At 49.5% G+C, this 25,090-nt stretch carries 18 protein-coding genes; 11 read left to right on the forward strand and 7 right to left on the reverse strand.

Going from position 1 to position 25,090, the window contains the following annotated elements; all coding sequences use genetic code 11:
* Positions 1-73: 73 nt before the first annotated feature.
* Complete coding sequence (locus tag CWE06_RS02705; protein WP_126790914.1) at positions 74-1,258, reverse strand: amino acid ABC transporter substrate-binding protein; 1,185 nt, start codon at positions 1,256-1,258, stop codon at positions 74-76.
* Between the two features lie 209 nt (positions 1,259-1,467).
* Between CWE06_RS02705 and CWE06_RS02710 the strand changes: the two genes are divergently transcribed.
* Positions 1,468-2,034 carry an outer membrane beta-barrel protein gene (locus tag CWE06_RS02710; protein ID WP_126790916.1) on the forward strand — a complete coding sequence of 189 codons (567 nt, stop codon included), beginning with the start codon at positions 1,468-1,470 and terminating at the stop codon, positions 2,032-2,034.
* A gap of 174 nt (positions 2,035-2,208) precedes the next feature.
* On the opposite strand, the gene CWE06_RS02715 is transcribed toward CWE06_RS02710, so the two are convergent.
* The 4 genes from CWE06_RS02715 to CWE06_RS02730 all read right to left on the reverse strand — a co-directional run bounded on the left by CWE06_RS02715 (position 2,209) and on the right by CWE06_RS02730 (position 6,982).
* Positions 2,209-3,381: a hypothetical protein gene (locus tag CWE06_RS02715; protein WP_241972450.1), complete on the reverse strand. Its 1,173-nt coding sequence runs from the start codon at positions 3,379-3,381 to the stop codon at positions 2,209-2,211.
* 16 nt (positions 3,382-3,397) lie between these two features.
* Entirely contained in the window at positions 3,398-4,096 is a 699-nt protein-coding gene (locus tag CWE06_RS02720) for a hypothetical protein (protein ID WP_126790918.1), read from the reverse strand.
* 86 nt (positions 4,097-4,182) lie between these two features.
* Complete coding sequence (locus tag CWE06_RS02725; RefSeq protein ID WP_126790920.1) at positions 4,183-5,547, reverse strand: DUF3482 domain-containing protein; 1,365 nt, start codon at positions 5,545-5,547, stop codon at positions 4,183-4,185.
* On the reverse strand, positions 5,540-6,982 hold the full coding sequence (locus CWE06_RS02730; protein WP_126790922.1) for a DUF2868 domain-containing protein: 1,443 nt from the start codon (positions 6,980-6,982) through the stop codon (positions 5,540-5,542). The genes CWE06_RS02725 and CWE06_RS02730 overlap by 8 nt, the downstream gene beginning before the upstream one ends.
* Positions 6,983-7,186: 204 nt before the next feature.
* Here CWE06_RS02730 and CWE06_RS02735 point away from each other — a divergent pair, with 204 nt between their 5' ends.
* The 4 genes from CWE06_RS02735 to CWE06_RS02750 are packed head-to-tail and all read left to right on the forward strand — an operon-like array spanning position 7,187 to position 13,684.
* The gene (locus CWE06_RS02735) at positions 7,187-7,903 is read left to right on the forward strand and encodes a TetR/AcrR family transcriptional regulator (RefSeq protein WP_126790924.1); all 717 of its coding nucleotides are present in this window, start codon (positions 7,187-7,189) and stop codon (positions 7,901-7,903) included.
* Entirely contained in the window at positions 7,903-9,081 is a 1,179-nt protein-coding gene (locus tag CWE06_RS02740) for an efflux RND transporter periplasmic adaptor subunit (protein WP_126790926.1), read from the forward strand. Before CWE06_RS02735 ends, CWE06_RS02740 begins: the two co-directional genes overlap by 1 nt.
* A gap of 18 nt (positions 9,082-9,099) precedes the next feature.
* On the forward strand, positions 9,100-12,237 hold the full coding sequence (locus tag CWE06_RS02745; RefSeq protein ID WP_126790928.1) for an efflux RND transporter permease subunit: 3,138 nt from the start codon (positions 9,100-9,102) through the stop codon (positions 12,235-12,237).
* A 10-nt stretch (positions 12,238-12,247) separates the two neighbouring features.
* Positions 12,248-13,684, forward strand: coding sequence for an efflux transporter outer membrane subunit (locus CWE06_RS02750; RefSeq protein ID WP_126790930.1), 1,437 nt, complete (start codon positions 12,248-12,250; stop codon positions 13,682-13,684).
* Between the two features lie 63 nt (positions 13,685-13,747).
* On the opposite strand, the gene CWE06_RS02755 is transcribed toward CWE06_RS02750, so the two are convergent.
* Complete coding sequence (locus tag CWE06_RS02755; protein WP_126790932.1) at positions 13,748-14,926, reverse strand: cation diffusion facilitator family transporter; 1,179 nt, start codon at positions 14,924-14,926, stop codon at positions 13,748-13,750.
* A gap of 117 nt (positions 14,927-15,043) precedes the next feature.
* Here CWE06_RS02755 and CWE06_RS02760 point away from each other — a divergent pair, with 117 nt between their 5' ends.
* A complete protein-coding gene (locus tag CWE06_RS02760; protein ID WP_126790934.1) occupies positions 15,044-17,269 on the forward strand; it encodes an NADP-dependent isocitrate dehydrogenase in 2,226 nt (741 codons plus the stop codon).
* 168 nt (positions 17,270-17,437) lie between these two features.
* Positions 17,438-19,351 carry a propionyl-CoA synthetase gene (locus tag CWE06_RS02765; protein ID WP_126790936.1) on the forward strand — a complete coding sequence of 638 codons (1,914 nt, stop codon included), beginning with the start codon at positions 17,438-17,440 and terminating at the stop codon, positions 19,349-19,351.
* Positions 19,352-19,486: 135 nt separating this feature from the next.
* On the opposite strand, the gene CWE06_RS02770 is transcribed toward CWE06_RS02765, so the two are convergent.
* Entirely contained in the window at positions 19,487-19,696 is a 210-nt protein-coding gene (locus CWE06_RS02770; RefSeq protein ID WP_126775947.1) for a cold-shock protein, read from the reverse strand.
* Positions 19,697-20,006: 310 nt separating this feature from the next.
* Between CWE06_RS02770 and CWE06_RS02775 the strand changes: the two genes are divergently transcribed.
* From CWE06_RS02775 to CWE06_RS02790, 4 genes are all read left to right on the forward strand, one after another.
* On the forward strand, positions 20,007-22,046 hold the full coding sequence (locus CWE06_RS02775; RefSeq protein WP_126790938.1) for a S9 family peptidase: 2,040 nt from the start codon (positions 20,007-20,009) through the stop codon (positions 22,044-22,046).
* A gap of 175 nt (positions 22,047-22,221) precedes the next feature.
* Entirely contained in the window at positions 22,222-23,166 is a 945-nt protein-coding gene (locus CWE06_RS02780) for a 1-phosphofructokinase family hexose kinase (RefSeq protein WP_241972473.1), read from the forward strand.
* Between the two features lie 3 nt (positions 23,167-23,169).
* Positions 23,170-24,309 carry an ABC transporter permease gene (locus tag CWE06_RS02785; protein WP_126790941.1) on the forward strand — a complete coding sequence of 380 codons (1,140 nt, stop codon included), beginning with the start codon at positions 23,170-23,172 and terminating at the stop codon, positions 24,307-24,309.
* A complete protein-coding gene (locus CWE06_RS02790; RefSeq protein WP_126790943.1) occupies positions 24,310-25,089 on the forward strand; it encodes an ABC transporter ATP-binding protein in 780 nt (259 codons plus the stop codon). It begins immediately after the preceding gene.
* Position 25,090: the final 1 nt, after the last annotated feature.

The raw sequence follows: 25,090 nt of genomic DNA on the forward strand, positions 1-25,090 counted from the left end.
AAGCTCACGCAAAACTGCGTGAGCTTTTTTGTTGGTCATTGCTGGAAGTCGATATCGAGGTAGCAATGAACGGCTAGTTTGCCCGTTCCGACCAAGTTGGCATCGTGATCCGTGGTTCGGATACTGCTTGTTCATGTGGCCAAATCACACGTTTTTCGCCGTCTTGCCACTGCACAAACACGCCTTGATGAGCCGTTTGATAGCCGCGCTTATCAACTGCGAATGGGCCAAAAACAGTGGTCATTTCTAAATTCAGTAACACATCGCGAATGGCGTCACTATTCAAGCTACCTGCGCTGGTAATCGCGTGGGCAAGCAGTTGACAACTGCCATAAGCGCCAGCGGCATGGAAGCTTGGAGCGCGCTGAAAACGAGCTTGGTAATTACGCACAAACTGTTCTGAACCAGGCAGTGGAACCGACGCTTCCCATGCCGACAGCCCCATTACATAATCAGCGTCGGCACCAAGCGCGTGTTGAAACTCGTCCACGGCCCCCGAGGTACCCATGAGTTGAACATTAATATCAAGCTCTTTGAGTTGTTGCGTAATGGTGACAAAGTTGGTCAATGCGGACGCCGCTAACGCTAATACCTGCGTTTCTGCGGTAGCGATGTCGCTAAGGTAGCTACGGAAATCCTCCGTGCCGCTGGTATACGCCTGTTGAAAGACAACGTCCATGCCTTTGCTAGTAGCTAAATCGATTGCTCCTTGTGCAGCAGCAGCCGGAAATAATGCGTCTTCATACAACACAGCTACGCGCTGATAACCGTGTTGTTCGGCCATGTTAATCAACCCAGCAAGGAAAACATCAGCGGGCGGCAATACCATAAATAAGTGATGTCGCCCTTGTTCCCAAATCGAAGAAGTCGCGGCCAATGGTGAAATATGTACGTAACGATGTTTCTCTGTAATCGGAGCAACCGCTTCGGTAAGTGTTGAACCATAGGGACCCATAATGGCGTCAACTTGTTCCACACTGATTAATTGCTCGTACAAGGCACGCGCTCGCTCTTGGCTCGACTCGTCATCATAAACAACAAACTCAACCGGACGTCCCAAGAGTCCTCCTGCTGCATTTAAGTCCTGCTCGCAGAGTAAATAGCCGTTGCGTGCTGCCTGTCCTTGGGTTTGATACGCGCCAGTCTGCGACATCGTCGCGCCAATGCGTAGTGGTTCTTGAGCTTGCTGACCACATCCAACAAGATGTAGCAGCAGAGCACTCGTTAATAGCGTACCGACCTTCTTGGTTAAATTCATTCTCTCCCCCTTTTTATTATCTTTTTCATCGGCAATTCTCACGCTTGCAGTCCTTAACTTACGCCCTCTCGCACTGAAATGTAAGGGTTAACCGATTGGATTTTTACACCAATTTGACAATTGTTGACGATTTTTGCCACAGCGAAATGACAACCTCCAGTATACACTTAGGGCTGTTAGTCTCTGACTATAACGACAGGAGTAAGACCATGAAGATGAACAAAACGACTGGACTCATTGCCTTAATGGTCGGCGCTTTACCGCTAACGACTATGAGTGTCGCCGCCAACGAGCCGGCTTTCGATTATATTGCGGCGCAATACCAAGAAACACGCGTGAACAATACAGACCTGGACGGTTATAAGTTAGCCCTCTCCGCATCTGTCACCGAAGATTTCTTTTTCCGCTTAAGCCATGCTAACCAATCCGTACAAAGTTTCGATGTCGACCTCACCAAGCTCGGCTTTGGCTACAAGCATTATGTTCAACTTGATACCGTCGCTTACGGTGGTGCGGGTCTAGTGCGTGAACGCTTTAAGTTTAACGGTATTTCAAGTTCAGATTCAGGATTCAACGTGTTTGTTGGTGCCCGCCACAAGCTCGCTCATAACCTTGAACTTGGCGTTGAAGCTGAGTATATCGACGTGAATGACGACGATGATGTGGTGATTCATTTACAAGGACGCTACTGGATTGCCCCGACCTTTAGCATTGTCGCAGGCTATTCATTTGCGAATAACGATCGCTGGATGTTAGGCGCTGCGTTTCACTTTTAAGCGCTCTGCGGTTTAGGTAAGGACTTTTGCCGCTAGGCAATAGCATTGGCGTCTAGTTAAGAACATTGCGACAAGGTTCTTCTTGCAACAACTAATTAAGCAACAGCTAAACAAAAGGCTTGCGGTTCAACCATAAAACCGCAAGCCTTTTTCGTATACCTGAATTGAACTTGCTTAGGTGCGATCACGCAAGAACGTATATGGTGCTCCGACGCTGACGGCAAATACTCGCCGCTCACTGTCTGGACGATAGATACCGCCGTTGGCGGCACTTCGTACTCGGCGTGCATCTGCTGAGTTTTTCCAGCGCACAATTTCACCCACCGAGCTGGTCATCGACGGGGTCACTTCTGCGACGCCAATGGGGGTTGCAAAGCCGGCTTCGTACTCAAAGATGATCATGGTTTCGTTCGGCAGTACACCGGCGTTTTGACCACGGTCTAAACTAATTTGATCACCACGAATGCCGACCACCTGTGCAGTAGCTGGCATTTCTGCCAACATCCGGGTAAGCAAAATATCGATTCCGCGCGACGCCATATCATTGAGTACTGCTTGCACGTGAGCCGAATCAAAGTAACGGAAACCACTTACGTAACGGTCATTGGCGGTGACAAACTGCAGTTGCCGACGATCGCGAACATCGGCTGAGTCCACTCGCACTTTACCAAGATTTGGATACGCCATAATCTCACGGCTAAACGGGTTCAATACCGACGCGGTAATTTCGAAGCTGTAATCCATCCAACCTGTGATACTGCCTTGGTTTTTTACTGACCGTAAGGTGTCGAGTTTAATCACATAATCCGGCGCCAGAATTCGCTGCTCGGCAGCACGTGCATCCGCAGCGGCATCGCCCTGTTGCTGACGAAATGTCGCTAGCTCTTGACTCACAACTTGGTCGTCACGAGTCACGATCCGAAAACGATTAATCCCAGCGAATTGATTTTCTAGCATGTTCACTAAGCCGCGAGCGTCGTAATCACGCACCGCGTCGACACCAAAACCTTCACCACTGACGTCCGCCACGTCAAAGTACATGCGCACAACCGGCCGATACAACGGACAGTTCGGGTGCTCATTTTGAACGTCGAAGGTACAAAACTCGAGCCCTTGGGTGTCGAAGTAGTTCGGCACCCGAATATCAGCGTCACGGAAATCAAACGCGCGCCGAGCAATGGAAGCCGTAGACGGGTCTGAGGTTGTCGCAACACGACGAGTTTGCTCTGCTGGCTGTGTGCTACAAGCTGCGATCGTTAGCGCGCCAAGCGCGATAAGTACAGCAAGTGCTGATTTACGGAAAAACGGTCGCCGTTCTTGTGCGATTGTTGCTGTTACATATTGCATCAGAGATTACCTCTCATCACTGGTTAAGTCTTTCTAAGTCGCGTTGCAAATCATCGATAGCGGCAATGGTTGCCTGCTCAATTCGAATCAAAGCATTAGCTTCCCGAGCTAACTGCAATTGGTCTCGTGCCCGCAGCAGCGCTAAAATTAAATCGTTATCATGAGTTCGGTTGCCATGCCCTCCGGTCAACCCACTTAACATATTAGCAAGCGCAAAGACCATAACCGCATCGCGATGCTCCTTCAGCAAATACCCAGCCACTAACATTTGCGCTGAAATTTCTACCGCCAGAGCCCGATTGCGTTCTTGAATGCGTCGGTTAGCCAGTTGGTACGCGGCTAACTTCGGCGCTATCTTGTCTTCGTCAGCGCTTGCTTGGGCATCAAACGCACGCGCCGCCGCTTGCAACTCATCAGTACTCGCACCTTGATAGGCCCACAAAAATGCTTGCACATCACGATGAAATTCCGCGCGGATTCGGTATTCGTACATCAGTTCAGCTTGCTGCTCTAATATTGCTGCGGCGACATTTAAAAACTCGTCCACGCCTGGCGATATGCGCACGCGCCGATAACCGACCCGCTCAATTCGTTGGCTCAATTCAGTCATCGCGGCTTCCCGATCGAGCGTATGGGCATTTTCGGGTAGACGACTTGCGCAGCCCGTTAACTGGCCAAGCAACAGCAGAATTAATAAGATAACGCTTCGTTTCATAGCCTTCAGACTGCTTCAAATGAATTAAGTTGCTAGCTCGTACTCGCAACATAACTGAGAAAAGCGCAAGAAACTGTCAAAGATTGTTAGTCAAGTAACCGCAGGCATTGGCTGCGCTCGAGCGAGTCATCAAACTTTTCCTGGTTTAACGTGGACCACTGCGGGTGGGCGCGAGCGCGGGCAAGAAATAATTTAAAGCGAGCAGGCTCATGGAACTCAGCGTTCTCGTTAACTAGACTAAGTGGTGTGATTGCAGCGTGACCGCGCCGCATGAGGGCTTGAACGAGCTGTTGTTGGCGAGCTGCCAACAACCGAATAATTTCTGGTTGGATATGGATTTCACTGTGCCCTTGCACCGCATGTTTAATCCGCCGGCCATACTGCTGCCAGCTTTGCCAAAGCCCACCCGCGGCCGCACCGATAACCGTACCAGCACCAAGGCTGAGGCCGCCAACCATCAAATCAAAACCAGCACCCGCTGCACCACCGGTGACGATGCCTTTCGACGCTTTGATGCCGAATTCTTTAAGTGTTTCCGGCGCAAATAAAGGGGCTTGCCAAGCTTGTTGACCAACGGCCAGACGTTGCAAGGTCGCGGCATTGGCTGGGAAACCAAAAATCTGCAAAATTGCCGTCACGCTACGCTGTTCACGGGCCACCACGCGCTGTTCCATCGCTGCAGTTATCTGACTCAATTGGTCGAGCTCATCACTCGCTATTCGTTCTGAATAGGCCGCCACGTCTAAGAGTAACTCACTTATTTCCCGGCGTGCAGCGATTATTCTTTGTTGCGCTTGGCGTTGTCGTTGCTGCTGAATGGTGTGTAAGTGCGTTCGATGTTTCGGTAGTAAGGTTGCTAGATGCTGGAAAATCTCGCTGTCGCCATGTTCGGGCAAACTCACCGTATCGAATTCAATCCAGCCATGCAAATTCACTTGCGCTAACGCTTGTTGCCAAGCTGCTGATTGCTGATCAGCATGCGCGGTGAAATTGAGCACCGGTAAAATTGGTTTCCCGCAGCGCCGTAAAATATCGAGCTCGTCTTGATATTTCGGCAGGACGGGATCGCGGCAATCGATTAAATAAAAAGCCGCGTCAACCTGAAGCAATTGTCGCAATACTTTTGCTTCTTGCTCAAATTCATCTTTTGCGGCTGGCGCTTGCAGAAATGTCCGAATCTGTTCCGGACCGTTGTGGCGAGACCTGTCTTGGTCAGTCTGCAAGGACTGTAAATACTCATATAGGCCTAGCCCATCTTCAAGACCTGGAGTATCAAATATTTCGAGCACGACGTCGTCGCCTAACTTCAGCTCCGCTCGACGGACGTCACGGGTTGTGCTTGGACGATCTGACACCTCACCAAAACTGGTATTCTGCAGCAATGTCCGCACAAACGAGGTCTTGCCAGTGTTAGTATGGCCAACCACGCAAACTTGTAATGCTTCAGCCATGATCAATATCCTCGTCGCGTAGCCACCGAATTGCTTCGTCAGGAAAGGTAAAGCCGGAAATGTGTTGTTCTGCTAACAGCTCCTGCCATTGCGTTTGATACTTACCATGACCGACACACCAAACCGCAAGTTGATTACAGTGCGGTTGCAGTTTCGCCAGATAGCGCAAACTACCGCGGTCTGGTGTAATTTGTGTATCAATCCGAACCAACACTTTGCGTGCAGGTTTGGCCGCTAATGCCTGCAATAGCGTCTCGCGCTGAGCTTGAGAGGCAACCACACCACGGTCTTCAAGTAAAAATACGTCATTCCACTCCGGAACAGGCTCGTAATCTAACGTGAAAACTAAATAGTCCTTCCCTATGACCGCCGACCGTTGACGTCTCTGCGTTGGAAGCGCATCGGGTTCTGGATCAACCACGTCCGATTGTTGCGGTTGCAATCGCGGTATCAATTGAGCTAAGCCGGGTTGGGTGAAGTCGAGCTGCATACGCCGTTGGCGACGTTGATACAGCTTCCGAGTGACTAGCCATAAAATTAACCGCGGCAAAACACCAAACAGGATAATAACACTGAGAATCCATAACCCTGTGCTACGTGGCGACAGGATGTAACTGTATGACTGACCTGCTTGGTGGGCTTCAATTAAGGTGGGTGAAGCAATACCGAATAGTTCAGTTGCCCACGTAAACAGCGCTAAAAATACAAAAACGCTGTCGTCGCTAAGAATCGTCGTTGACCAAACGAGCTGGTAGCCTTCAAATGCGAAACGCAGACTGATATGAATCGCCGCTACAACCAGTGTCGTCAACCAAAATAAGTGTGTCCATCGACTCAACCACAGTTGCAATAAGCCAGCTTGTTGCTGCACCGCTAACCAACTTTGCAACGTGCTTTCGCGCTGCTTGTTGCTTTTCTCTTTGCTCTTCTCTGGGCGAAACGTTTTTTGCATCCAACTAAATAAAGCCAGAACGCGCCCCGCAATTCCGCCCTGCCACGACGGTCGCCAAACCATGCTGATGCCCCACAGTATGAGCATGATAAAATTGACGAACAACACCGCAGCTAACAGCCCGAGTACATTGATATTCGGGTGCGAAAACATCAATGCTGAATTCACCAACGAAAACCCCGTCAAAACCGCTAAGCCCAGAATAATCCAGCGTAACGAAGACAAGGCACCTTGGGTGCTTTGCATTGCACTCAGAACTTGCCGTGACTCGGCTAGATGATGCGCCCGCGCCACAATTTTCTGTGTCAGCGATTGATCGCTATTGTGTAGCTTCGCAACCACTTCGCGATCGTCAAACCGCTCCTCATGAGCGTCTTGACGACGGATGTGTTCCACGACCCAAAAATCCTGCTCCCTGTCTTGCGGGGAAACCGGTACAACATTCGGCCGTTGATCGCGTTGGCGCTGTAATCCTTTTCGCACGGTTGGTACGTACTCCTTCCTCTTACGATGTTCTTGATAAACATAGCATAAGGCACGAAAAAGCCGAACATAAAATGATTATTCTCCAACTTCCCTTTTTAATTACTTGACAACTTAGTCGGTTTTACGGGAGAATCTCGGACTGACTAGTCCGTCCGATGGTTTGTAAACTCATTTTTTGACCACATATTTTGATGAGAAGGTATGACTTCAAACGCTATGGAATCGATTGAAAAGCCCCCTAAACGGGTTCATAAACCAGCCGAACAGCGCCAACAAGAAATTATTGCCGCTGCCGTTCGTGCGTTTGCTGACCGTGGTTATCAAGTCACTGATATGCAAACCATTGCTGAACTTGCCGGCGTCGGCAAAGGCACCTTGTACCGTCATTTTCCGAATAAGGAAGAGTTATTTAAGTTGGTTCTTGCCCACCAGCTTGATATTTTGCGTGACCGGATGTTGCAAGCGCGCGATAGCACCACCAACCCACTCTGTCGGCTTTACGCCATGATGCATGCCTACCTTGAGTATTTTGATACGCACCCAGACACGGTCGAACTGTTTATTCAAGAACGCGCCGAATTTGGTCGTGAGGTTACACCACAATATTTCCAGCGCATGCACCATAGCAAAGATGATTGGTTATTCGTCTTTCAAGATATTAAAAACACCTACCCAGTGCGCGAATTTTTAAGTGCCGAAGAAATGTCGTCTTTGTCGGGCGAGCTGCTGCATGGTGCCGTTTATCTCAGTATGGCAAGCGTACCGAAGCGCGCTTCACTCACGCGCCTTGATCAAGTTTTTTCATTTTACCTCCACGGCATCATGCACGTGCAGAACCCTCTCAGTTTTGTTGAGCAACTTCGTGAGTGCTCAAAGAATTCTATTTCTCAGCAGACCAAAGAATTGGAGAATTATTAATGAACGCATCATTTCGCGCTCACTCTCACCCTCGTCGTCACACTTGGGTTACACCAAAGCAGATCGCCCTCAGTGCCAGTGCGCTGGTTATGTTAACCGCTTGTAGCGGTGATGCTAGCAACGGTCAGGGCAATGGCCAAAATGGTATGCCGCCTTCACCAGTCACCATTGCTGAAGTGCAAACTGAATCAGCAATTTATACTGCACAATATCCAGCGCGAGTGCGTGGTGCTCGAGAGGTTGAAGTTCGCGCCCAAGTCGGTGGCATTCTTCAGCAACGCAATTTCCATGAAGGTCATGCTGTCAGTCAAGGCGATACCCTCTTTCAAATAGACCCAGAACCGTATCAATTGGCTGTGAATGCGGCACAAGCAGAGCTTGCCGACGCCACTGCTATGCACCAGCAAGCGGATCGCGAATGGCGACGCGTGTCTGGTTTGTTTGAGAGTAACGCAGCCAGTGAGCGCGAATACGACCAAGCTCGTTCGGCAATTGAAGCGGCAAAAGCGCGTTTGGCACGCGCCGAATCAGGCCTTGCAGATGCACAACGCAACCTTCGTTATACCCGGGTTGAAGCGCCTATTTCTGGTTTGGCCGGCGTCGAATCGGTGACTGAAGGAAATCTCATTAGCACGGGCACCTATTTGACCCACATCGTGCAAACCGACACGGTCCATTTGCACTTCGCTATTCCAGAAAGTGACGCGCAACTCTATCGCGTTCATTTACAACAAACTCATGCGCAACAAAGCAACGAGCAAGGCAGCTTCGTTGCGGTTACCAACAGTCAAGGTCAGAGCTACGCTGTGCAAGGTCGCATTAACTACGTTGCACCAAGCGTCGATACACAAACTGGTCGCGTGGTGATGCGTGCCGAAGTCGACAATACCAATGCAGAACTATTACCAGGCCAGTTCGTTCGTGTAGAACTCGCCCTGCAAGCGTTTGACGACGTCGTGTTAATTGACCCAACCACAGTGAGTCAAGGCCCGGACGGCCCGCAAGTGTATGTGGTGAATGGCACTGAACAAGCGCAAGCGCGGCCAGTAACATTGGGACCGAAAGTCAATGGCAAGCAAGTTGTACTTGAGGGTCTATCAGCCGGCGACAAGTTAATCATTAATGGTCATGTTGCTGTTCGTGACGGCGCACCAGTGATGATCACCAACGGTCAATAAACGACTAAAGGAAGGTTTATGTTACGTTTTTTCATTGACCGCCCGCTGTTTGCGTCGGTTATTTCAATCATTATTGTCATCGCCGGGATTGTTTCAATTCGTGCGCTGCCGATTGAGCAGTATCCCAACGTTGTACCACCTCAAGTGGTTGTAAGCACCATTTATCCTGGCGCAAGTGCGGACGTTTTAGCGAGCTCGGTTGCGGCTCCCTTGGAGCAGGAAATTAACGGTGTCGACAACATGTTGTACATGGAAACGACCACCACCGACTCTGGTATGCTGCAAATTACCATTTCCTTCGAAATGGGCTCAGATCCGGATCAGAACACCATTAACGTCAACAACCGTGTGCAGGCTGCATCAGCGCGCTTACCACAAACGGTCCGCGATCTCGGTGTTCGCGTGGAGTCGCGCTCGACCAATATCTTAATGGTGGCGACACTCTTCTCTGACGACGGTAGCATGAGTACCCTGGATATCAGTAACTACACCCTACTGAATATTCTCGACGAATTAGTTCGTGTTGAAGGGGTTGGTGACGCTTCACTATTTGGTGCCCAAGATTATTCCATGCGGATTTGGACTGACCCCGCTAAGTTGGCTGAGTACGGCTTAATGCCAGCTGACGTGAGCAATGCGATTCGGGATCAAAGTGCGCAATATGCGGCCGGTCGTTTTGGTGCAGACCCAGCACCAAAAGGTAATGCATTTACCTTCGCAGCGACCACTAATACGCAATTAAGTAACCCAGAAGAATTTGCCAACGTAATTATCCGCACCGACGACACAGGCAATAGCATTCGGGTTGGTGACGTCGCTCGCATTGAGCTTGGCGCTCAAACCTACGGCTTCTCAGCAATCTATAACAACCAAGACGCGGTGCCTTTTGGTGTCTTCTTGCAGCCTGGCGCGAATGCCCTAGAAACAGCGGAAAACGTCCACAACAAACTCGAAGAGCTTGCCGCACAATTTCCTGCCGGCCTGTCCTACTATGTGCCGTACGACACCACTGAGTTTATTCAAATCTCGGTAAACGAAGTAATCGTGACTCTGCTCGTTGCGGTCGTACTTGTTGTTTTTGTAACTTTCCTGTTTTTACAGCACATTCGCGCCACATTAATCCCAGTAGCGGCTATTCCAGTTTCACTGATCGGGACGTTCGCGGGAATGCAAGCACTTGGTTTCTCGATCAACATGTTGACCTTGTTTGGTCTCGTGCTCGCCATCGGGATTGTCGTCGACAACGCCATTATCGTCATGGAAAACGTCGAACGATTAATTTCAGAAAAAGGCATGAAAGCCAAAGAAGCGTCGATCGAAACCATGAAGCAAGTTTCTGGTGCGGTGGTGTCCTCAACCCTAGTGCTTGTGGCCGTATTCGCGCCAGTGGCGTTTTTAGGTGGCTTGAGTGGCGAATTGTATAAACAGTTTGCCGTGACCATTGCGGTATCGGTGGTGGTGTCTGGGGTTGTCGCTCTGACCCTCACCCCTGCGATGTGCGCACTCTTACTTGACAAGCAAAGTCACAAAGTATCGAAGCCGTTTGCCTTGTTTAACGCTGGCTTTGATAAGTTGACGAATGGCTTTGTGAGCACAGTCGCATTTTTTATTCGGCGATCTGTTTTTGGCGTACTTTTGTTTCTTGCCTTTGTGGTCGGTACCGGTTTCCTCATGAGCCGCATGCCAACTAGCTTAGTACCGGGCGAAGACCAAGGTGTCGCCTTAGCTGTTGCACAATTACCTGCAACCGCGTCGCTTGAACGCGCTGAAGAGTTCCGTAACGAACTGTCGCGGCAGATTCGCGAGCTCGATACTGTACAAGATTTCACCACCTTCGCCGGTTTCGATATTATCGCCAGCGCGTTGCGAACCAACGCACTAGCTGGCTTTATTAACCTAACCGATTGGAGCGAACGGACAGCGCCAGGGACAAGTGCACAAGAGATAGCGCAACAAGTAATGGGCATGGGCTTTGGTATGCAGGAAGCAAACGTATTTGTGTTCGTACCACCTCCCATTCAAGGTTTATCGCTGACTGGTGGCGTTGAAGGCTACCTGCAGTTACGGGGCGACTCAGATCCGATTCGATTAAACACGATTGCCCAGCGCGTTGTTGCGGCAGCAAACGAACGGCCTGAATTAATGGGTGTGCGCAGCACCTTAGAAACGAACATCCCGCGTTACATGATTCATGTTGACCGTGAAAAAGCGCAAGCCCTGGGTGTGCCTCTCAGTGCGCTGTTCAGCACCATGCAAGCCACATTTGGGTCAACCTATGTGAATGACTTTACCTATCAAGGACGTTTGTGGCAGGTCAACTTGCAAGCCGAAGGCGAATACCGCATGTCACCAGAAAATCTGCGCGACGTATTTGTCCGCGCAAATTCGGGTGCAATGGTGCCGGTGAGCAGCCTAGTGACCGCTGAGCGTGTTTCAGGTGCCGATATTCTTAACCGATTCAACCTTTATGTATCGGCGAAAATCATGGCAGACCCTGCTCCGGGGTTCACAACTGGACAAGCCAAAGATGCGCTCGATGCCGTGATCAACGAGTTACGCTCAGAAGAGAACATTCAAATGGGCTGGGTTGGTGAAGCTTATCAGCTCGAAGCCGCATCTGGTGCAGCTGCGTCAGCATTCGGCCTAGGTTTACTGATGGTTATCCTCATTCTTATCGCGCAATATGAGCGGATTACCTTGCCGTTTGCGGTTGCAACCGCGGTGCCATTTGCTGTGTTTGGTGCGGCATTGTCATCGATGCTGCGTGGCTTCCCGAACGATGTTTACTTCCAAGTTGGATTGCTTGTATTGATTGGGTTAGCGGCAAAGAACGCGATTCTCATTGTTGAGTTTGCGGCCCAAAACCGCAAGCAAGGCATGAGCTCAAGCGAGGCTGCGATCACCGCTGCCCGTCAACGTTTTCGTGCAATTATTATGACTGCTGCAACATTTGTCGTCGGTAGCTTCCCGTTAGTTATCGCTTCAGGTGCGGGAGCGGTCAGCCGTCAAGAAATCGGTACTGTTGTGGTGGGTGGCATGTTAGCAGCAAGCAGTCTTGCGCTGATATTTGTGCCGCTCGCTTACAAACTGCTCGAAGACTTTAGCACTTGGCGGAATGACCGATTAGCTAAGTCTGAAACTGACGCACAAGTATAAGGACGAACCAATGAACAAGCATTTCTCAAAGTTAGCCTTGGTGTCCTTCGGAGTCGCAACCACTCTATTTCTGAGTGGTTGCACCATGGGGCCTGACTATCAAAGCACTGAGACAGAGTTATCTGAAGAATGGATCAGTAGTTTTCCGAGTGAAGCCGAACTGACCCGTGAATTGCAACAATGGTGGCAGCAGTATCAGGATCCGAATCTGAACGCATTAGTCGAACGCGCTCTTACTGACAATTTGAGTTTACAGGTGCAACTCGCACGAATCGAACAAGCGCGCGCAGAACTTGGATTTGAAAACGCTAACCGCTGGCCACTATTAAGTGCTCAAGCTTCTGCAGCACGTGAGCAACAGCCAGAAACCTTGATGCCGACAGCGCTCGGTGGTGGCACGCCACGCAATCAGTTCAGTGTTGCTGGCGTGCTCTCGTATGAGGTTGATTTATGGGGACGTTTAGCACGTCAGCGCGAAGCTGCAGGTGCGATGTTGGCCGAGTCGATGTTCGGAACTGAAGCCGTCAAGTTAAATCTAGTTGCTGACGTAGTTACCACGTATTTCAACTTATTAGCCATTGAGCAACAGTATGCGGCCCTGAATAGCAACATTGCATCGCTCGAACAAACGCTGGAGTTAGAGCAACTGCGCTATAACAGCGGCTCGACCAATGTTTTAAACCTGCGCCGTGCCGAAGCTGCGGTTGCGGCTGCAAAAGCGAACGTGCCAGACTTACGCGAAGCTCGTCAACTTGCTCGCAGTGCACTCGCCATTTTAGTCGGCGCAACACCAGAAGAATTGCTGCAAGGCTTCAACACTGACCATGGCAAACTAACTGAGTTGCAATTGCCACAGGAGCTACCGGCACATACACCGTCAGAATTGCTTCAGCGCCGCCCTGATGTTCGTGCAGCTGAAGCGAGCTTAATTGCCGCCAACGCGCGCATTGGTGTGGCCCAAGCTGCTCGTTTTCCAAGCCTTAACTTAATGGCATTGGGCGGTAGCGCTGCAATGACAACTGGCGACCTGTTCAGTGCAGCAAGCGAAACTTGGAGTGTTGGTGCCGACCTTGCGGGGCCGCTGTTTGATTTTGGTCGCTTGGCACGCCGTGTTGAAAGTGCCAAAGCCCAACGCGAACAAGCTGAAATTGGCTATCAACAGGCCATTCTTGCTGCTGTTCGTGATGCGAGTGACGCCATTGCACTGCTGCATATTGCAGAAGAGCGTAGTGTTGCCGTGCAAGCACAATATGATGCAATCGCCGATACCTATCGCTTAGCAGAAATGCAATATGACCTCGGCGCCATTGGCTTTTATGAATTGTTAGCGAGTCAGCGGGAACTGATTAATGCGGAACTCGCTTTAACAACTGCTAAACGCGATCATTTCGCTGCGTATACCAATGTCTTTAAAGCCTTCGGTGGCGGTTGGGCTGCTAACGAATAAGGCCTCAGCGACATCCAGTCAAGCGGCTAGTTCGTTACCAAAGAACACTTGCAACTAGCCGCTCTACTCTTCAATGCCATACCAAACACGCACCTTGGCAATACCGTCAACATCGGCAAACTGGGTGCGATAAAACTGCGCCAAGGTTCTAAGTTGCCGTTCATCGCGCTGCAGCTTATCTTGTGCTTCGTTGGCACTCATCGGCACGTCAAGTTTGACATCAATGACGATGCCTTCTGCTAAATAATGTAGATTCAGTTGTGAGCCTGAAACCAAATCTTTTAAATTGGCCGGCAACCGCGCATGAAACTGACTAAATAATCGTTCTATTTCAACTCGATTCGGCAAGGTTAACTCGGCTCTTGCTGTTGCCTGATCATTGCGCGTATCAATGTGATAAATCACATAGGTCACTTCATCAAACGTCCTTAGCAGACGCTCCACGACCTGTTCACCAATATAATGCCCCTCGGTTACGGTTAATTCTGGTGCAACCTGAATATGCAACTCGAGGAGAATATTGCCACCACTGAAACGGCTTTTTGCGCTATGTACGTCGAGGACACCATCAATTTCTCGTGCCGTCGCTTTAATTTTCTCCAGTTGTTGAGCTGGTACTGCTGTATCCACGAGCTCTTTGGCGTTGGTTAATAGCATATCGAGCGCAACTTTACCGATCAGCAACGCCACCAGCACCGCTGCTAATGCGTCAAGCCACCAAATGCCCGCGATAGCACCAGCAATGGCGACGAGTACCACAATCGAAGACAGGCTATCGGTGCGATGGTGCCAAGCATTGGCGATCAATAATTGCGAGTTGGCTTTTTTACCGGCGCGAACCGTTAGCCAATACAGCCCTTCATTAGCAATAATCGATATGGCGGCAACAATAAGCGTCCATTGACTCGGTGCACTTAACGGCTCACCAGCAAGAAGAACTTGTACGCTATCCCAGGCCATCAGCACGGCCACAACACCGAGGATGACTGCGAGTGCAATGGTCGCGAGGGTCTCGATACGTTTGTGCCCCCACGGATGCGATGCGTCAGGCGCGCGGTGAGCTACCCTAAATACCCAATAGACCAATACATCTGTGATTAAATCGGAGAACGAATGGAGACCGTCTGCGACTAATGCAGCTGACCCACCGAACCAACCTACGAGCATTTTCATTGCACTCAAAATGGCATTCACAAATGCGCCGATTAACGTCACCCGTTTACCTTCTTTTACACCTTCCATCGCCTGAAAACCCCTGTAAGATTGAATAAAATCGCGTTCAGTGACATACTATCGCGCGAACTTTTTCCAGCACATTGCAGTACACTTGCAACGGTGATCTAACCAATAGGAATGACAATGTCGACTGATAAATCAACGATTATTTATACCGAAACCGACGAAGCGCCACGTTTGGCCACCTATTCTTTACTGCCGATTATTCAGGCTTTCACCAAAGCTGCCGGTATTTCGGTTGAAACCCGTGATATTTCCCTTGCTGGTCGTATTATTGCTAACTTCCCTGAGTACCTTAAGGAAGAACAACGTATTGGCGACGCATTAGCTGAGCTTGGCGAAATGGCGAAAACGCCAGAAGCGAATATTATTAAGCTGCCAAACATCAGTGCTTCTATTCCACAGCTTGTGGCAGCAATCAAAGAATTGCAAGCCCAAGGTTACGCGCTACCAGATTATCCATACGAACCTAAGACCGACGAAGAGAAAGATGTTAAAGCGCGTTACGACAAGATCAAAGGCAGCGCCGTTAACCCGGTTCTGCGTGAAGGTAACTCGGATCGTCGTGCGCCAACGTCAGTAAAGAACTATGCGAAAAAGCATCCACACCGCATGGGTAAGTGGTCGGCAGACTCAAAAACCCGCGTTGCACACATGCAGGACGGTGACTTCTATGGCTCTGAGCAGTCAACCACCTTTGCAGCAGAAGACACCTTGAAAATCGTTTTAAATACACCGGCAGACCAAACCGTTTTGAAAGACGGCATTAAAGTTCTAGCGGGTGAAGTTGTTGACGCTGCGACCATGAGCGCGGCCAAACTACAAGCGTTCTTCGCTGCCGAAACAGCCAAGGCAAAAGAAGAAGGCGTATTATTGTCGCTGCACTTGAAAGCGACCATGATGAAAGTATCTGACCCAATCCTTTTCGGCCATGCCGTCAAAGTCTACTTCAAAGACGTCTTTGCGAAGCATGCCGACCTGTTCCGTGAACTTGGTGTCGATGCAACCAACGGTTTTGGTGATGTGCTAGCAAAAATCGCTGAGCTACCAGCCGAACAACGCGCTGCTATTGAAGCTGACATAGAAGCGACATACAAAAACCAAGCTCAGCTCGCCATGGTGAACTCAGACAAAGGAATTACAAACCTTCACGTTCCAAGCGACATCATCATTGATGCATCAATGCCAGCGATGATTCGTGATGGGGGCAAGATGTGGGATCCAGCGGGCGGTCAACAAGATACCCTCGCGATGATTCCAGATCGCTGTTACGCAGGTGTGTACCAAGAAACCATCAACTTCTGTAAAGAACACGGCGCCTTTGACCCTGCGACCATGGGTACAATTCCAAACGTCGGTCTGATGGCACAGAAAGCTGAAGAATACGGTTCGCATGACAAAACTTTCGAGATTCCTGCGAATGGCACCGTGCAGGTTCTCAACAGCAAGAACGAAGTTGTTTTCGAACACGCAGTCGAGAAAGGCGATATTTGGCGCATGTGCCAAGTGAAAGACGCACCAATTCGCGATTGGGTGAAACTGGCAGTAAACCGCGCCACATTAAGCGGCATGCCCGCAGTGTTCTGGTTGGACAAAAACCGTGCCCACGATGCCGAGCTGATTAAGAAAGTTGAAACTTACTTAAAAGAGCATGACACCAGCGGTATCGAGCTACACATTATGGCGCCTGTTGATGCAACTCGCTTCTCATTAGCGCGCATGAAGAATGGCGAAGACACCATTTCTGTTACCGGTAACGTTTTACGTGACTACCTCACTGACTTGTTCCCAATTTTAGAACTTGGTACTTCAGCGAAGATGCTGTCTATCGTGCCATTAATGAATGGTGGTGGTTTATTCGAAACCGGCGCGGGTGGTTCAGCTCCGAAACACGTGCAGCAGTTTGTTGAAGAAAACCATTTGCGCTGGGATTCACTCGGTGAATTCTTGGCATTGGCCGCATCACTTGAGCATTTAAGCCAAGTTACAGGCAATGCTCGTGCACAGGTTTTAGCCAACACCCTGGACAGTGCAACGGCGAAGTTCCTCGAGACGAATAAGTCACCGTCCCGTAAAGCCGGTGAAATTGATAACCGCGGTAGCCACTTCTACCTTGGTATGTACTGGGCAGAAGCTCTTGCAGCACAAAGCGATGATGCTGAATTGCAGCAGCGTTTTGCAAAACTTGCAGAAGCCCTAACCACCAATGAAGAAGCGATTGTTAAAGAGTTGAACGACGTTCAAGGCGTAGCAGTCGAAATCGGTGGTTATTACCATCCAAACCCAGAGCTAGTCAGCAAAGCGATGCGTCCGTGTCAGTTATTTAACGACACACTCGCCAGCTTATAAGTCTCGGTTTAGCGGTCAATAGATCGTTACAAACAACCTCAAAGCCCAATGTTGCGACATTGGGCTTTTTTAATGCCTACTGTCCTCGCCTAAAGTCGAATAGTATTCTCGGAGAATCCGACTACAGTAAGCCTATAACAACGAAAATAGGCAAAAAAAAGGACGATTATGAGTTACCAACTGCAACATCAAGAATCAATTAATAATCCTGAGCAGTACTGGCGTCGGCAAGCAAGCAAACTCGCTTGGTACCAACAGCCAACTCAAACTCTCAGTTACACTGATGGTAACGACCCAGAAAGCTACCAATGGTTTGCAGATGGTGAACTAAACTTGAGCTATCTGACGCTTGACTACCATGTTGAACACGGTCGTGGGGACCAAGTCGCTATTTTTTATGATTCGCCTGTGACGGGCGTACAAACGTCCTATACCTATGCGCAATTACGTGATGAAGTCGCCTGTTTTGCGGGTGTCCTGCAAAAACACGGGGTGAGCAAAGGTGACCGCGTTGTAATTTATATGCCGATGATTCCGCAAGCGGCCATTGCTATGCTTGCGGTGGCACGCTTAGGAGCCATTCACTCGGTCGTTTTTGGAGGTTTCGCCGCTCATGAACTCGCAGTGCGTATTGACGATGCTGAACCAAAAGTTGTGGTCTCTGCGTCACACGGGATCGAACCACATCGATTGGTACCCTACAAGCCGCTGCTCGACAAAGCCATTGAAAAAGCCGAATTCAAACCACAAGCGAGTATTATTTATCAGCGTCTGCAGGTTCCTGCTGACAAGCAAGTCAAACTTGATCTCAACCCAGGCTTTGACTTTGATTGGCAAACCGAAATGAGCGCCGCACAGCCGGTCGCTCCGGTCGCGGTAAAGAGCACCGATCCGCTATACATTTTATATACATCGGGCACGACCGGTAAACCGAAAGGGGTGGTCCGCGATAGCGGTGGTTATGCAACCGCTCTGCACTTTAGCATGCAATCTGTCTATAACTTGAAGCCCGGTGACACCATGTTTACCGCCTCCGACGTCGGTTGGGTTGTCGGTCACAGTTATATCGTCTACGGCCCATTGCTGCTCGGTTGTAGCACCGTTCTGTACGAAGGAAAGCCTGTATTTACGCCCGATGCTGGCGCGTTTTGGCGTATTGCCGAACAGTATCAAGCCAAAGTGATCTTTGCCGCACCAACCGCATTTCGAGCAATCCGCAAAGAAGACCCGAATGGTGATTTTCTAAAGCATTATGATTTAAGTCGTGTCGAAACCATATTTATGGCTGGCGAACGTCTTGATCCTGCCACTTATGAATGGGCGCAAGACGTCAGTGGTAAGCCTGTTGTCGATCACTGGTGGCAAACTGAGAGCGGCTGGCCAATCTGTGCTAATCCGACAGGAATTGAAACACTGGCTACGAAAGTTGGCTCATCTTCTGTGCCGGTGCCGGGCTATCAAGTGCAGGTACTCGATGACCTTGGCGAACCCGTGGCGGCAAACCAACAAGGTAATATCGTTATTCAGCTGCCCTTGCCCCCGGGCTGTCTGGCTGGTATCTGGCAAAACCCAGAGCGTTTTCGCAGTAGTTATTTACAGCAATTTCCTGGCTATTACAGCAGTGGTGACGGCGGTTATATAGACGAAGATGGTTACGTGTTCATTATGGGGCGTACCGATGATGTCATTAACGTTGCCGGGCATCGACTCTCGACCGGAGAAATGGAAGAAGTTGTTGCTAGTCATAGTGCCGTCGCTGAATGCTGTGTTATTGGTGCCCATGATAGTCTCAAGGGCCAACAACCGCTTGGCTTAGGGATTATGAAGAATGGTGTCGATATCAGCGCAGAGCAACTCGAGAAAGAATTGGTTGCCCTCGTACGTGAAGAAATCGGCGCTCTCGCCTGCTTTAAAACCGTAGTTGTGGTAAAGCGGCTACCAAAAACGCGCTCAGGTAAAATCTTGCGTAAGATTGTGCGTAATATTGCCGATGGACAAAGCTATAGTGTCCCTTCGACGATTGATGATCCGGAAAGTCTAGCGGAAATTGCAGAAGCTTTAGCGCAGCGCACAACTAGCTAAACAGAACGCCGCTCTCATTCAAAAAACCATAAAAAAAGGCAACTTAATTAAAAGTTGCCTTTTTCGAATCACTGTAGCAGAGCTACGTAGTCAAAATGTTTAGCAGCGCGGCTTCTCAGCTAGCTGCGTAAGCACTTACAGAGCTACGATGTTCTCAGCTTGAGGACCTTTCTGGCCCTGAGTAACAGTGAAAGAAACTTTTTGGCCTTCAGCTAAGGTTTTGAAACCGTTGCCTTGAATAGCACTGAAGTGAGCGAATACATCTGGACCGCCTTCGCGCTCGATAAAACCAAAGCCTTTAGACTCGTTGAACCACTTAACAGTACCAGTAATTGTATTAGACATAATCTTATCCTGAAATTTTAAAAAATAAATGTGCGCTTTACTTTTCGGCACCGAAGGGTGCTGATAAAGACCAAACGCGGGGCATGCTGGAAAAATAAACTGAAACTTAAAAACTACAGGACGATGTTGAGCTTATGGCTTAATACAACGTGTGGAGCATTAAATTGTACTTTTCGTGCATTAGCTCCGCACTATACAGCATTTGCGCAGAAAAGATACCGAAACTTCGAGTTTGCAGCAAAAATCTTTGCTTTTTTGTGAAGAGATGAACATCATAATGCCGAATTATTGTTATAACGAGGAGCAAACCATGCGTAAATATGCCGGTTTAGCCTTGTGTTTTATGGCTGCTAGCCTGTTGGTCGCGCCAGTTACAAACGCACAGGCTGAACAAAAATTACTCTCCGCTGAGCTTATTTGGGAGCTTGAGCGAATTGGCTCACCTGTCATTAGCCCCAACGGCCAACAAATCGTGGTGCCAATTACAAAATATGATCTTGCTACCGACCGTGGTCAGTCGCAACTGTGGCTGTATTCACCTGACGCTGGTGAACAGCGTTCACTTAGTGCTGCTGGCACCCGTGCAAGCGAAGCTACATTCTCACCTGACGGCAGCATGCTTGCGTTTATTTCTCAACGTGACAAAGACGACGCTGGCCAAATTTATTTACTGCCGATGGACGGACCGGGTGAAGCTAAGCGCTTAACCAATGTACCTACCGGTGTGTACGGCATCCATTGGGCTGGTAACTATTTATACTTCATTAGCAATATTTGGCCCGATAAAAACTGGGAAGAAATGAGCGAGCAGCTCACTGCAGAAAAAAACAAAAAAGTATCTGCGCATCGCTGGACTGATTTACCTTATTCCTCATTCGATCGTTGGTTGGACGAAAACCGTGAAGCACATGTGTTCCGGATTCCTGCCTCCGGTGGTGACGTCGAAGCCGTCACGCAGCCTCTCGGTTATCAGTTACCACGCTCTTCGCAAAGCGCCTCAAGCTATGCGGTTCACCCAAACGGCGAGTGGATCGCATTTAATACCGATACGTCCGACTCTGTCGTACCGAATATCGATTTATTCTTAGCCAAAATTGGCAGTGGTGAAGCGAAAAACTTAACCGCAGACAATCCAGCACCAGACGCAAATCCAATGTTCAGCCCGGACGGCAATACTCTAGCCTTTACCCGTCAACGTATTGTTGGGTTTTATGCTGATCAAACTAATTTGGTTTTACACGACCTTGCTTCAGGCAACGAGCGTGAAATCACTTCAGATTTCGATCGTTCTGTCAGTGGTTTAGTCTGGACCCCAGACAGTCAAGGCTTCTACGGCTCAATTGATGATGCCGGTACAGTGCGGGTTTATCATATTAATGCCAACACGGGTGCGACCCGGGCGATTACCGGCGCAACCAACTTTGGTGGTTTAAGTGTTGCCGCCAACGGTACACTGGTCGGCACCAATGAAAGCTTCCTCTATCCAGCACGGTTAGTCAAAATCAACCCAACTACTGGTGAGATTACTCGTTTAGACAGCCGCAATGACGAACTCCTTGCCGATGTTGACCTCGGTCATTATGAGTCAGTGACCTACGAAGGTTACAACGGTCAAGAAATTCAAATGTGGGTGCACTACCCTCCTGGATTTGACCAGAATAAACAGTATCCATTGTTTTTACTCATCCATGGCGGCCCGCATAGCGCGATTACCGATGGCTTTCACTACCGTTGGAATGCGCAAACCTTTGCGTCATGGGGTTATGTGACAGCATGGCACAATTTCCACGGCTCAAGCGGCTTTGGACAGGATTTCACTGACTTTATTAACCCCGACTGGTTAACAGCCCCTTATGCGGACACTCTCGCAGCTGCAGACTGGTTTATGGAAAAAGACTGGATTGATAACGAGCGCATGGTCGCCGGTGGTGCAAGTTACGGCGGTTACTTAAGCTCAATTTTGCTGGGTCACGAGCATCCATTCAATGCCTTACTGATTCACGCGCCAGTGTATAATATGTACTCACAAATGTCGGCCGACTTTGCGGTACATGCTGATCGCTTTGGCGGTTACTGGGAAAACCCAGAAATTTACCAAATGATCTCGCCGCATTATTACGCTGAAAACTTCAATACCCCAGCGCTCGTCAGCCATGGTCAGCTTGACTATCGAGTGCCTGTTGGTCAAGGTTTTGAAATTTTCCGCACCCTGCGCAGCCGCGGCATTGAGTCACGGATGATTTACTTTCCAGACGAAAACCACTGGATCTTAAAACCCAATAACTCAATCTATTGGTACAACGAAGTGAAAGACTGGATGGGTAAATTTGCCGAGCCAGGCGCTCGCTAAAGCCGCCAACGTCCGCCATTTATCGCATCAACGATAATCGAAAGCGCCGCAGCTCAAGCTTGCGGCGCTTTTTCTTTAACCAATCTATACGCTCAGACGACTACACACTCACGCAAAAGCAAGCTAGTATATTTATCAAGACCTTACTGAATTCAAGGAGCGTGCTTTGCAGGCTGTGCCAATCGTTTGTGTCACCATGAATCCCGCGGTCGACCTATTTGCCGTGACTGATACCATCTATGCTGACAGCAAGAGTCGATGCGACAAAGCCCAAGAAGAGCCCGGCGGAGGCGGTATTAATGTCGCCCGCAATATTCAGCGTTTAGGCACGAATACTCTCGTGGTCTTTCCTGCTGGCGGCTTAAACGGCGAACGCTTACAACAATTATTAGAGCGTGAAGGTTGCATGTTTCGTTCGGTACCGGTCGCTAGTGAAACTCGGCAAAATTTTGCGATCACCGAACGCACCAGCGGGGCCATGCACCACTTTGTATTCCCCGGCCCCGATTTATCGACCGATGAGTTAGCTGCCTGTCGGCGCGCTATTCTCGAACATCAACAGCCGCCAGACTATCTGGTCTTAAGCGGCAGTATTCCTGCTTCTGTGCCAGCTGATTTTTACGGTGAACTCACGCGCAGCGCCAGCGCCCTTGGCACGAAAGTTATCCTCGATAGTTCCGGTCGTGCGTTACACGGTGCGCTGTATCAAGGTGCTTATTTAGCTAAGCTCAATCGCTATGAGTTTGCTGAGCTCGGTTATCCGACCGACGCCCCCATTCATGAATTAAAACGACAAATGGAAGAAGAAGTCGGCAAAGGTACGGTAGATGTCTTAATCGTCACCTTAGCACGTGGTGGTGCGCTGCTCTGCAGTAAAAACGGTGAACACTATTATTTTATGCCGCCGCCAAGCCCAATTGTCAGTCATGTTGGTGCCGGTGACAGTTTTGTTTCGGCTTTAGTGTTCCAATTGCAGCAGGGAAATTCATTGCGCGAAGCGTTTCGTTACGGCGTCGCAGCAGCGAGTACGAAGGTACAGACCGAAGGGAATCAACTGACAGACTTTAACAAGCTTGCAGCTGTTTATGCACAAACAGATACTCCGCAAGTGGAGGCTTAACGGATGGCAAAGGCGACATTTACTTACCACGCCAACGACCATCGCCTCGAATTGCACGGGCATTGGACCGTTGATGAGTATCCTCAGCTGTTACGCGCTCTAGTGCAATTTTTTCGAGCCCGCAGCGCTGACAGTGCCACACAGCAGCCCATTCAACAGCTGGATACCAGCGAATTAGTCAATATTGATAGCAGCGGAGCGAGCCTGCTGCATTATTTCTTCGATCAGGAGCAGCTAGCGGCCGCTATTCGCAATAACTCTGCGCTGTCGCCGCAGCAACAAGCCCTTATGCTCACCGTAACCGAATCGCTCGCGAACGACGCCCCTCCCCCTGCTAAACCCTATCGGTTTGGTGACGGGCTAGCGAAGCTTGGCGAACAAGTCATGCGCCAAGTGAAACACAGCAAAACCTTATTTGCGTTCATTGGTCTTACCATGATTACGCTCTTCAGTGTGTTGTTGCGTCCATGGCGTTGGCGGATCACTTCCTTGGTCTATCACATGCAGCACTCGGGTGTGCATGCTGTGCCAATCATTGCCTTATTGACCTTCTTAGTGGGTGCCGTAGTTGCATTCCTCGGTGCAACTGTCCTCAAAGATTTCGGTGCCACAATTTATACGGTCGACCTCGTGGCCTATGGCTTTATGCGTGAGCTTGGCGTGTTATTAACCGCTATTTTACTCGCAGGACGCACGGCCAGTGCTTACACTGCCCAAATCGGTTCCATGAAAGTGAACCAAGAAATTGACGCCATGCGGGTTCAAGGTCTAAACCCCATCGAACTTTTGGTCATTCCGCGCTTGCTAGCACTGCTCATCATGATCCCGATACTCACTTTTGTTGCCATGATTTTCGGTATCCTCGGCGGCGCCACCGTTGCGCTGTTTTCACTCGATATCAGCACCACGCAGTTCCTCTATATCTTACAAGAGATTCCAGCCAAACATTTCTGGGTGGGAATGAGTAAAGCACCGGTTTTTGCCGCTGTTATCGCTATTATTGGTTGTTTAGAGGGCTTTAAAGTGGGTAACAGTGCAACCTCTGTCGGCATTCATACAACCTCAAGTGTTGTTCAAACTATATTCATCGTGATTTTATTCGATGCCCTCGCCGCACTGTTTTTTATGGAAATGGGGTGGTAAATGGCAACTCAACCCATTATTCATATTCGCGGTTTACGTAATCAATTTGGCGCTCAGGTGGTGCATGACAATCTCGATCTTGATGTCCACCGTGGTGAAATCCTTGGGGTTGTCGGCGGTTCTGGTTCAGGTAAGTCTGTACTCTTGCGCAGCATCATCGGTTTACAAACACCTGCGGCGGGAACCGTTGAATTACTGGGTACTAACGTACGTAACATCAAAAAGTCCCAGCTTGAAAAACAAACCGGTGTATTGTTTCAATCTGGCGCACTTTATTCGTCTATGACGGTTGCTGAAAATATTAGTGTTCCGCTGATTGAACATGCCAAATTCAGCCGTCGTGAAGCGGCCTTATTAGCGCGGATGAAAATTGCTTTAACCGGTTTACCTGCCCACGCAGCAGATTTGTATCCAGCCGAGTTATCCGGCGGCATGATTAAACGTGCTGCGCTGGCACGTGCCCTAGCCCTTGACCCAGAAGTGTTATTTCTAGACGAACCGACTGCGGGGCTCGACCCCATTGGCGCTGCAGCTTTTGATAAACTGCTTGTGACATTGCGTGACGCACTCGATTTAACCGTATTTTTAGTCACCCACGACCTCGACACCCTGTATAGTAGTTGTGATCGCGTTGCCGTATTGGCCGAGAAACACGTCATTGTGGCTGAACCATTGGCTACCGTGAGTGAGTTTGATCACCCATGGATACAAGATTATTTCCATGGCCCACGTGGTCGTGCAGCAATTCAGGCGCAAACTCGTTTGCACCAGGAGGATTAAC

This window comes from Aliidiomarina haloalkalitolerans, assembly GCF_003987315.1.
GTDB lineage: Bacteria > Pseudomonadota > Gammaproteobacteria > Enterobacterales > Alteromonadaceae > Aliidiomarina > Aliidiomarina haloalkalitolerans.

Excerpts from the sequence above, each read along its gene's own strand:
- CWE06_RS02790 (WP_126790943.1), top strand. The coding sequence starts at position 24,310 with ATGGCAACTCAACCCATTATTCATATTCGCGGTTTACGTAATCAATTT.
- CWE06_RS02775 (WP_126790938.1), top strand. The coding sequence starts at position 20,007 with ATGCGTAAATATGCCGGTTTAGCCTTGTGTTTTATGGCTGCTAGCCTG.
- CWE06_RS02760 (WP_126790934.1), top strand. The coding sequence starts at position 15,044 with ATGTCGACTGATAAATCAACGATTATTTATACCGAAACCGACGAAGCG.
- CWE06_RS02710 (WP_126790916.1), top strand. The coding sequence starts at position 1,468 with ATGAAGATGAACAAAACGACTGGACTCATTGCCTTAATGGTCGGCGCT.
- CWE06_RS02735 (WP_126790924.1), top strand. The coding sequence starts at position 7,187 with ATGACTTCAAACGCTATGGAATCGATTGAAAAGCCCCCTAAACGGGTT.
- CWE06_RS02785 (WP_126790941.1), top strand. The coding sequence starts at position 23,170 with ATGGCAAAGGCGACATTTACTTACCACGCCAACGACCATCGCCTCGAA.
- CWE06_RS02765 (WP_126790936.1), top strand. The coding sequence starts at position 17,438 with ATGAGTTACCAACTGCAACATCAAGAATCAATTAATAATCCTGAGCAG.
- CWE06_RS02720 (WP_126790918.1), bottom strand. The coding sequence starts at position 4,096 with ATGAAACGAAGCGTTATCTTATTAATTCTGCTGTTGCTTGGCCAGTTA.
- CWE06_RS02770 (WP_126775947.1), bottom strand. The coding sequence starts at position 19,696 with ATGTCTAATACAATTACTGGTACTGTTAAGTGGTTCAACGAGTCTAAA.
- CWE06_RS02705 (WP_126790914.1), bottom strand. The coding sequence starts at position 1,258 with ATGAATTTAACCAAGAAGGTCGGTACGCTATTAACGAGTGCTCTGCTG.
- CWE06_RS02750 (WP_126790930.1), top strand. The coding sequence starts at position 12,248 with ATGAACAAGCATTTCTCAAAGTTAGCCTTGGTGTCCTTCGGAGTCGCA.
- CWE06_RS02745 (WP_126790928.1), top strand. The coding sequence starts at position 9,100 with ATGTTACGTTTTTTCATTGACCGCCCGCTGTTTGCGTCGGTTATTTCA.
- CWE06_RS02715 (WP_241972450.1), bottom strand. The coding sequence starts at position 3,381 with ATGCAATATGTAACAGCAACAATCGCACAAGAACGGCGACCGTTTTTC.
- CWE06_RS02740 (WP_126790926.1), top strand. The coding sequence starts at position 7,903 with ATGAACGCATCATTTCGCGCTCACTCTCACCCTCGTCGTCACACTTGG.
- CWE06_RS02725 (WP_126790920.1), bottom strand. The coding sequence starts at position 5,547 with ATGGCTGAAGCATTACAAGTTTGCGTGGTTGGCCATACTAACACTGGC.
- CWE06_RS02755 (WP_126790932.1), bottom strand. The coding sequence starts at position 14,926 with ATGGAAGGTGTAAAAGAAGGTAAACGGGTGACGTTAATCGGCGCATTT.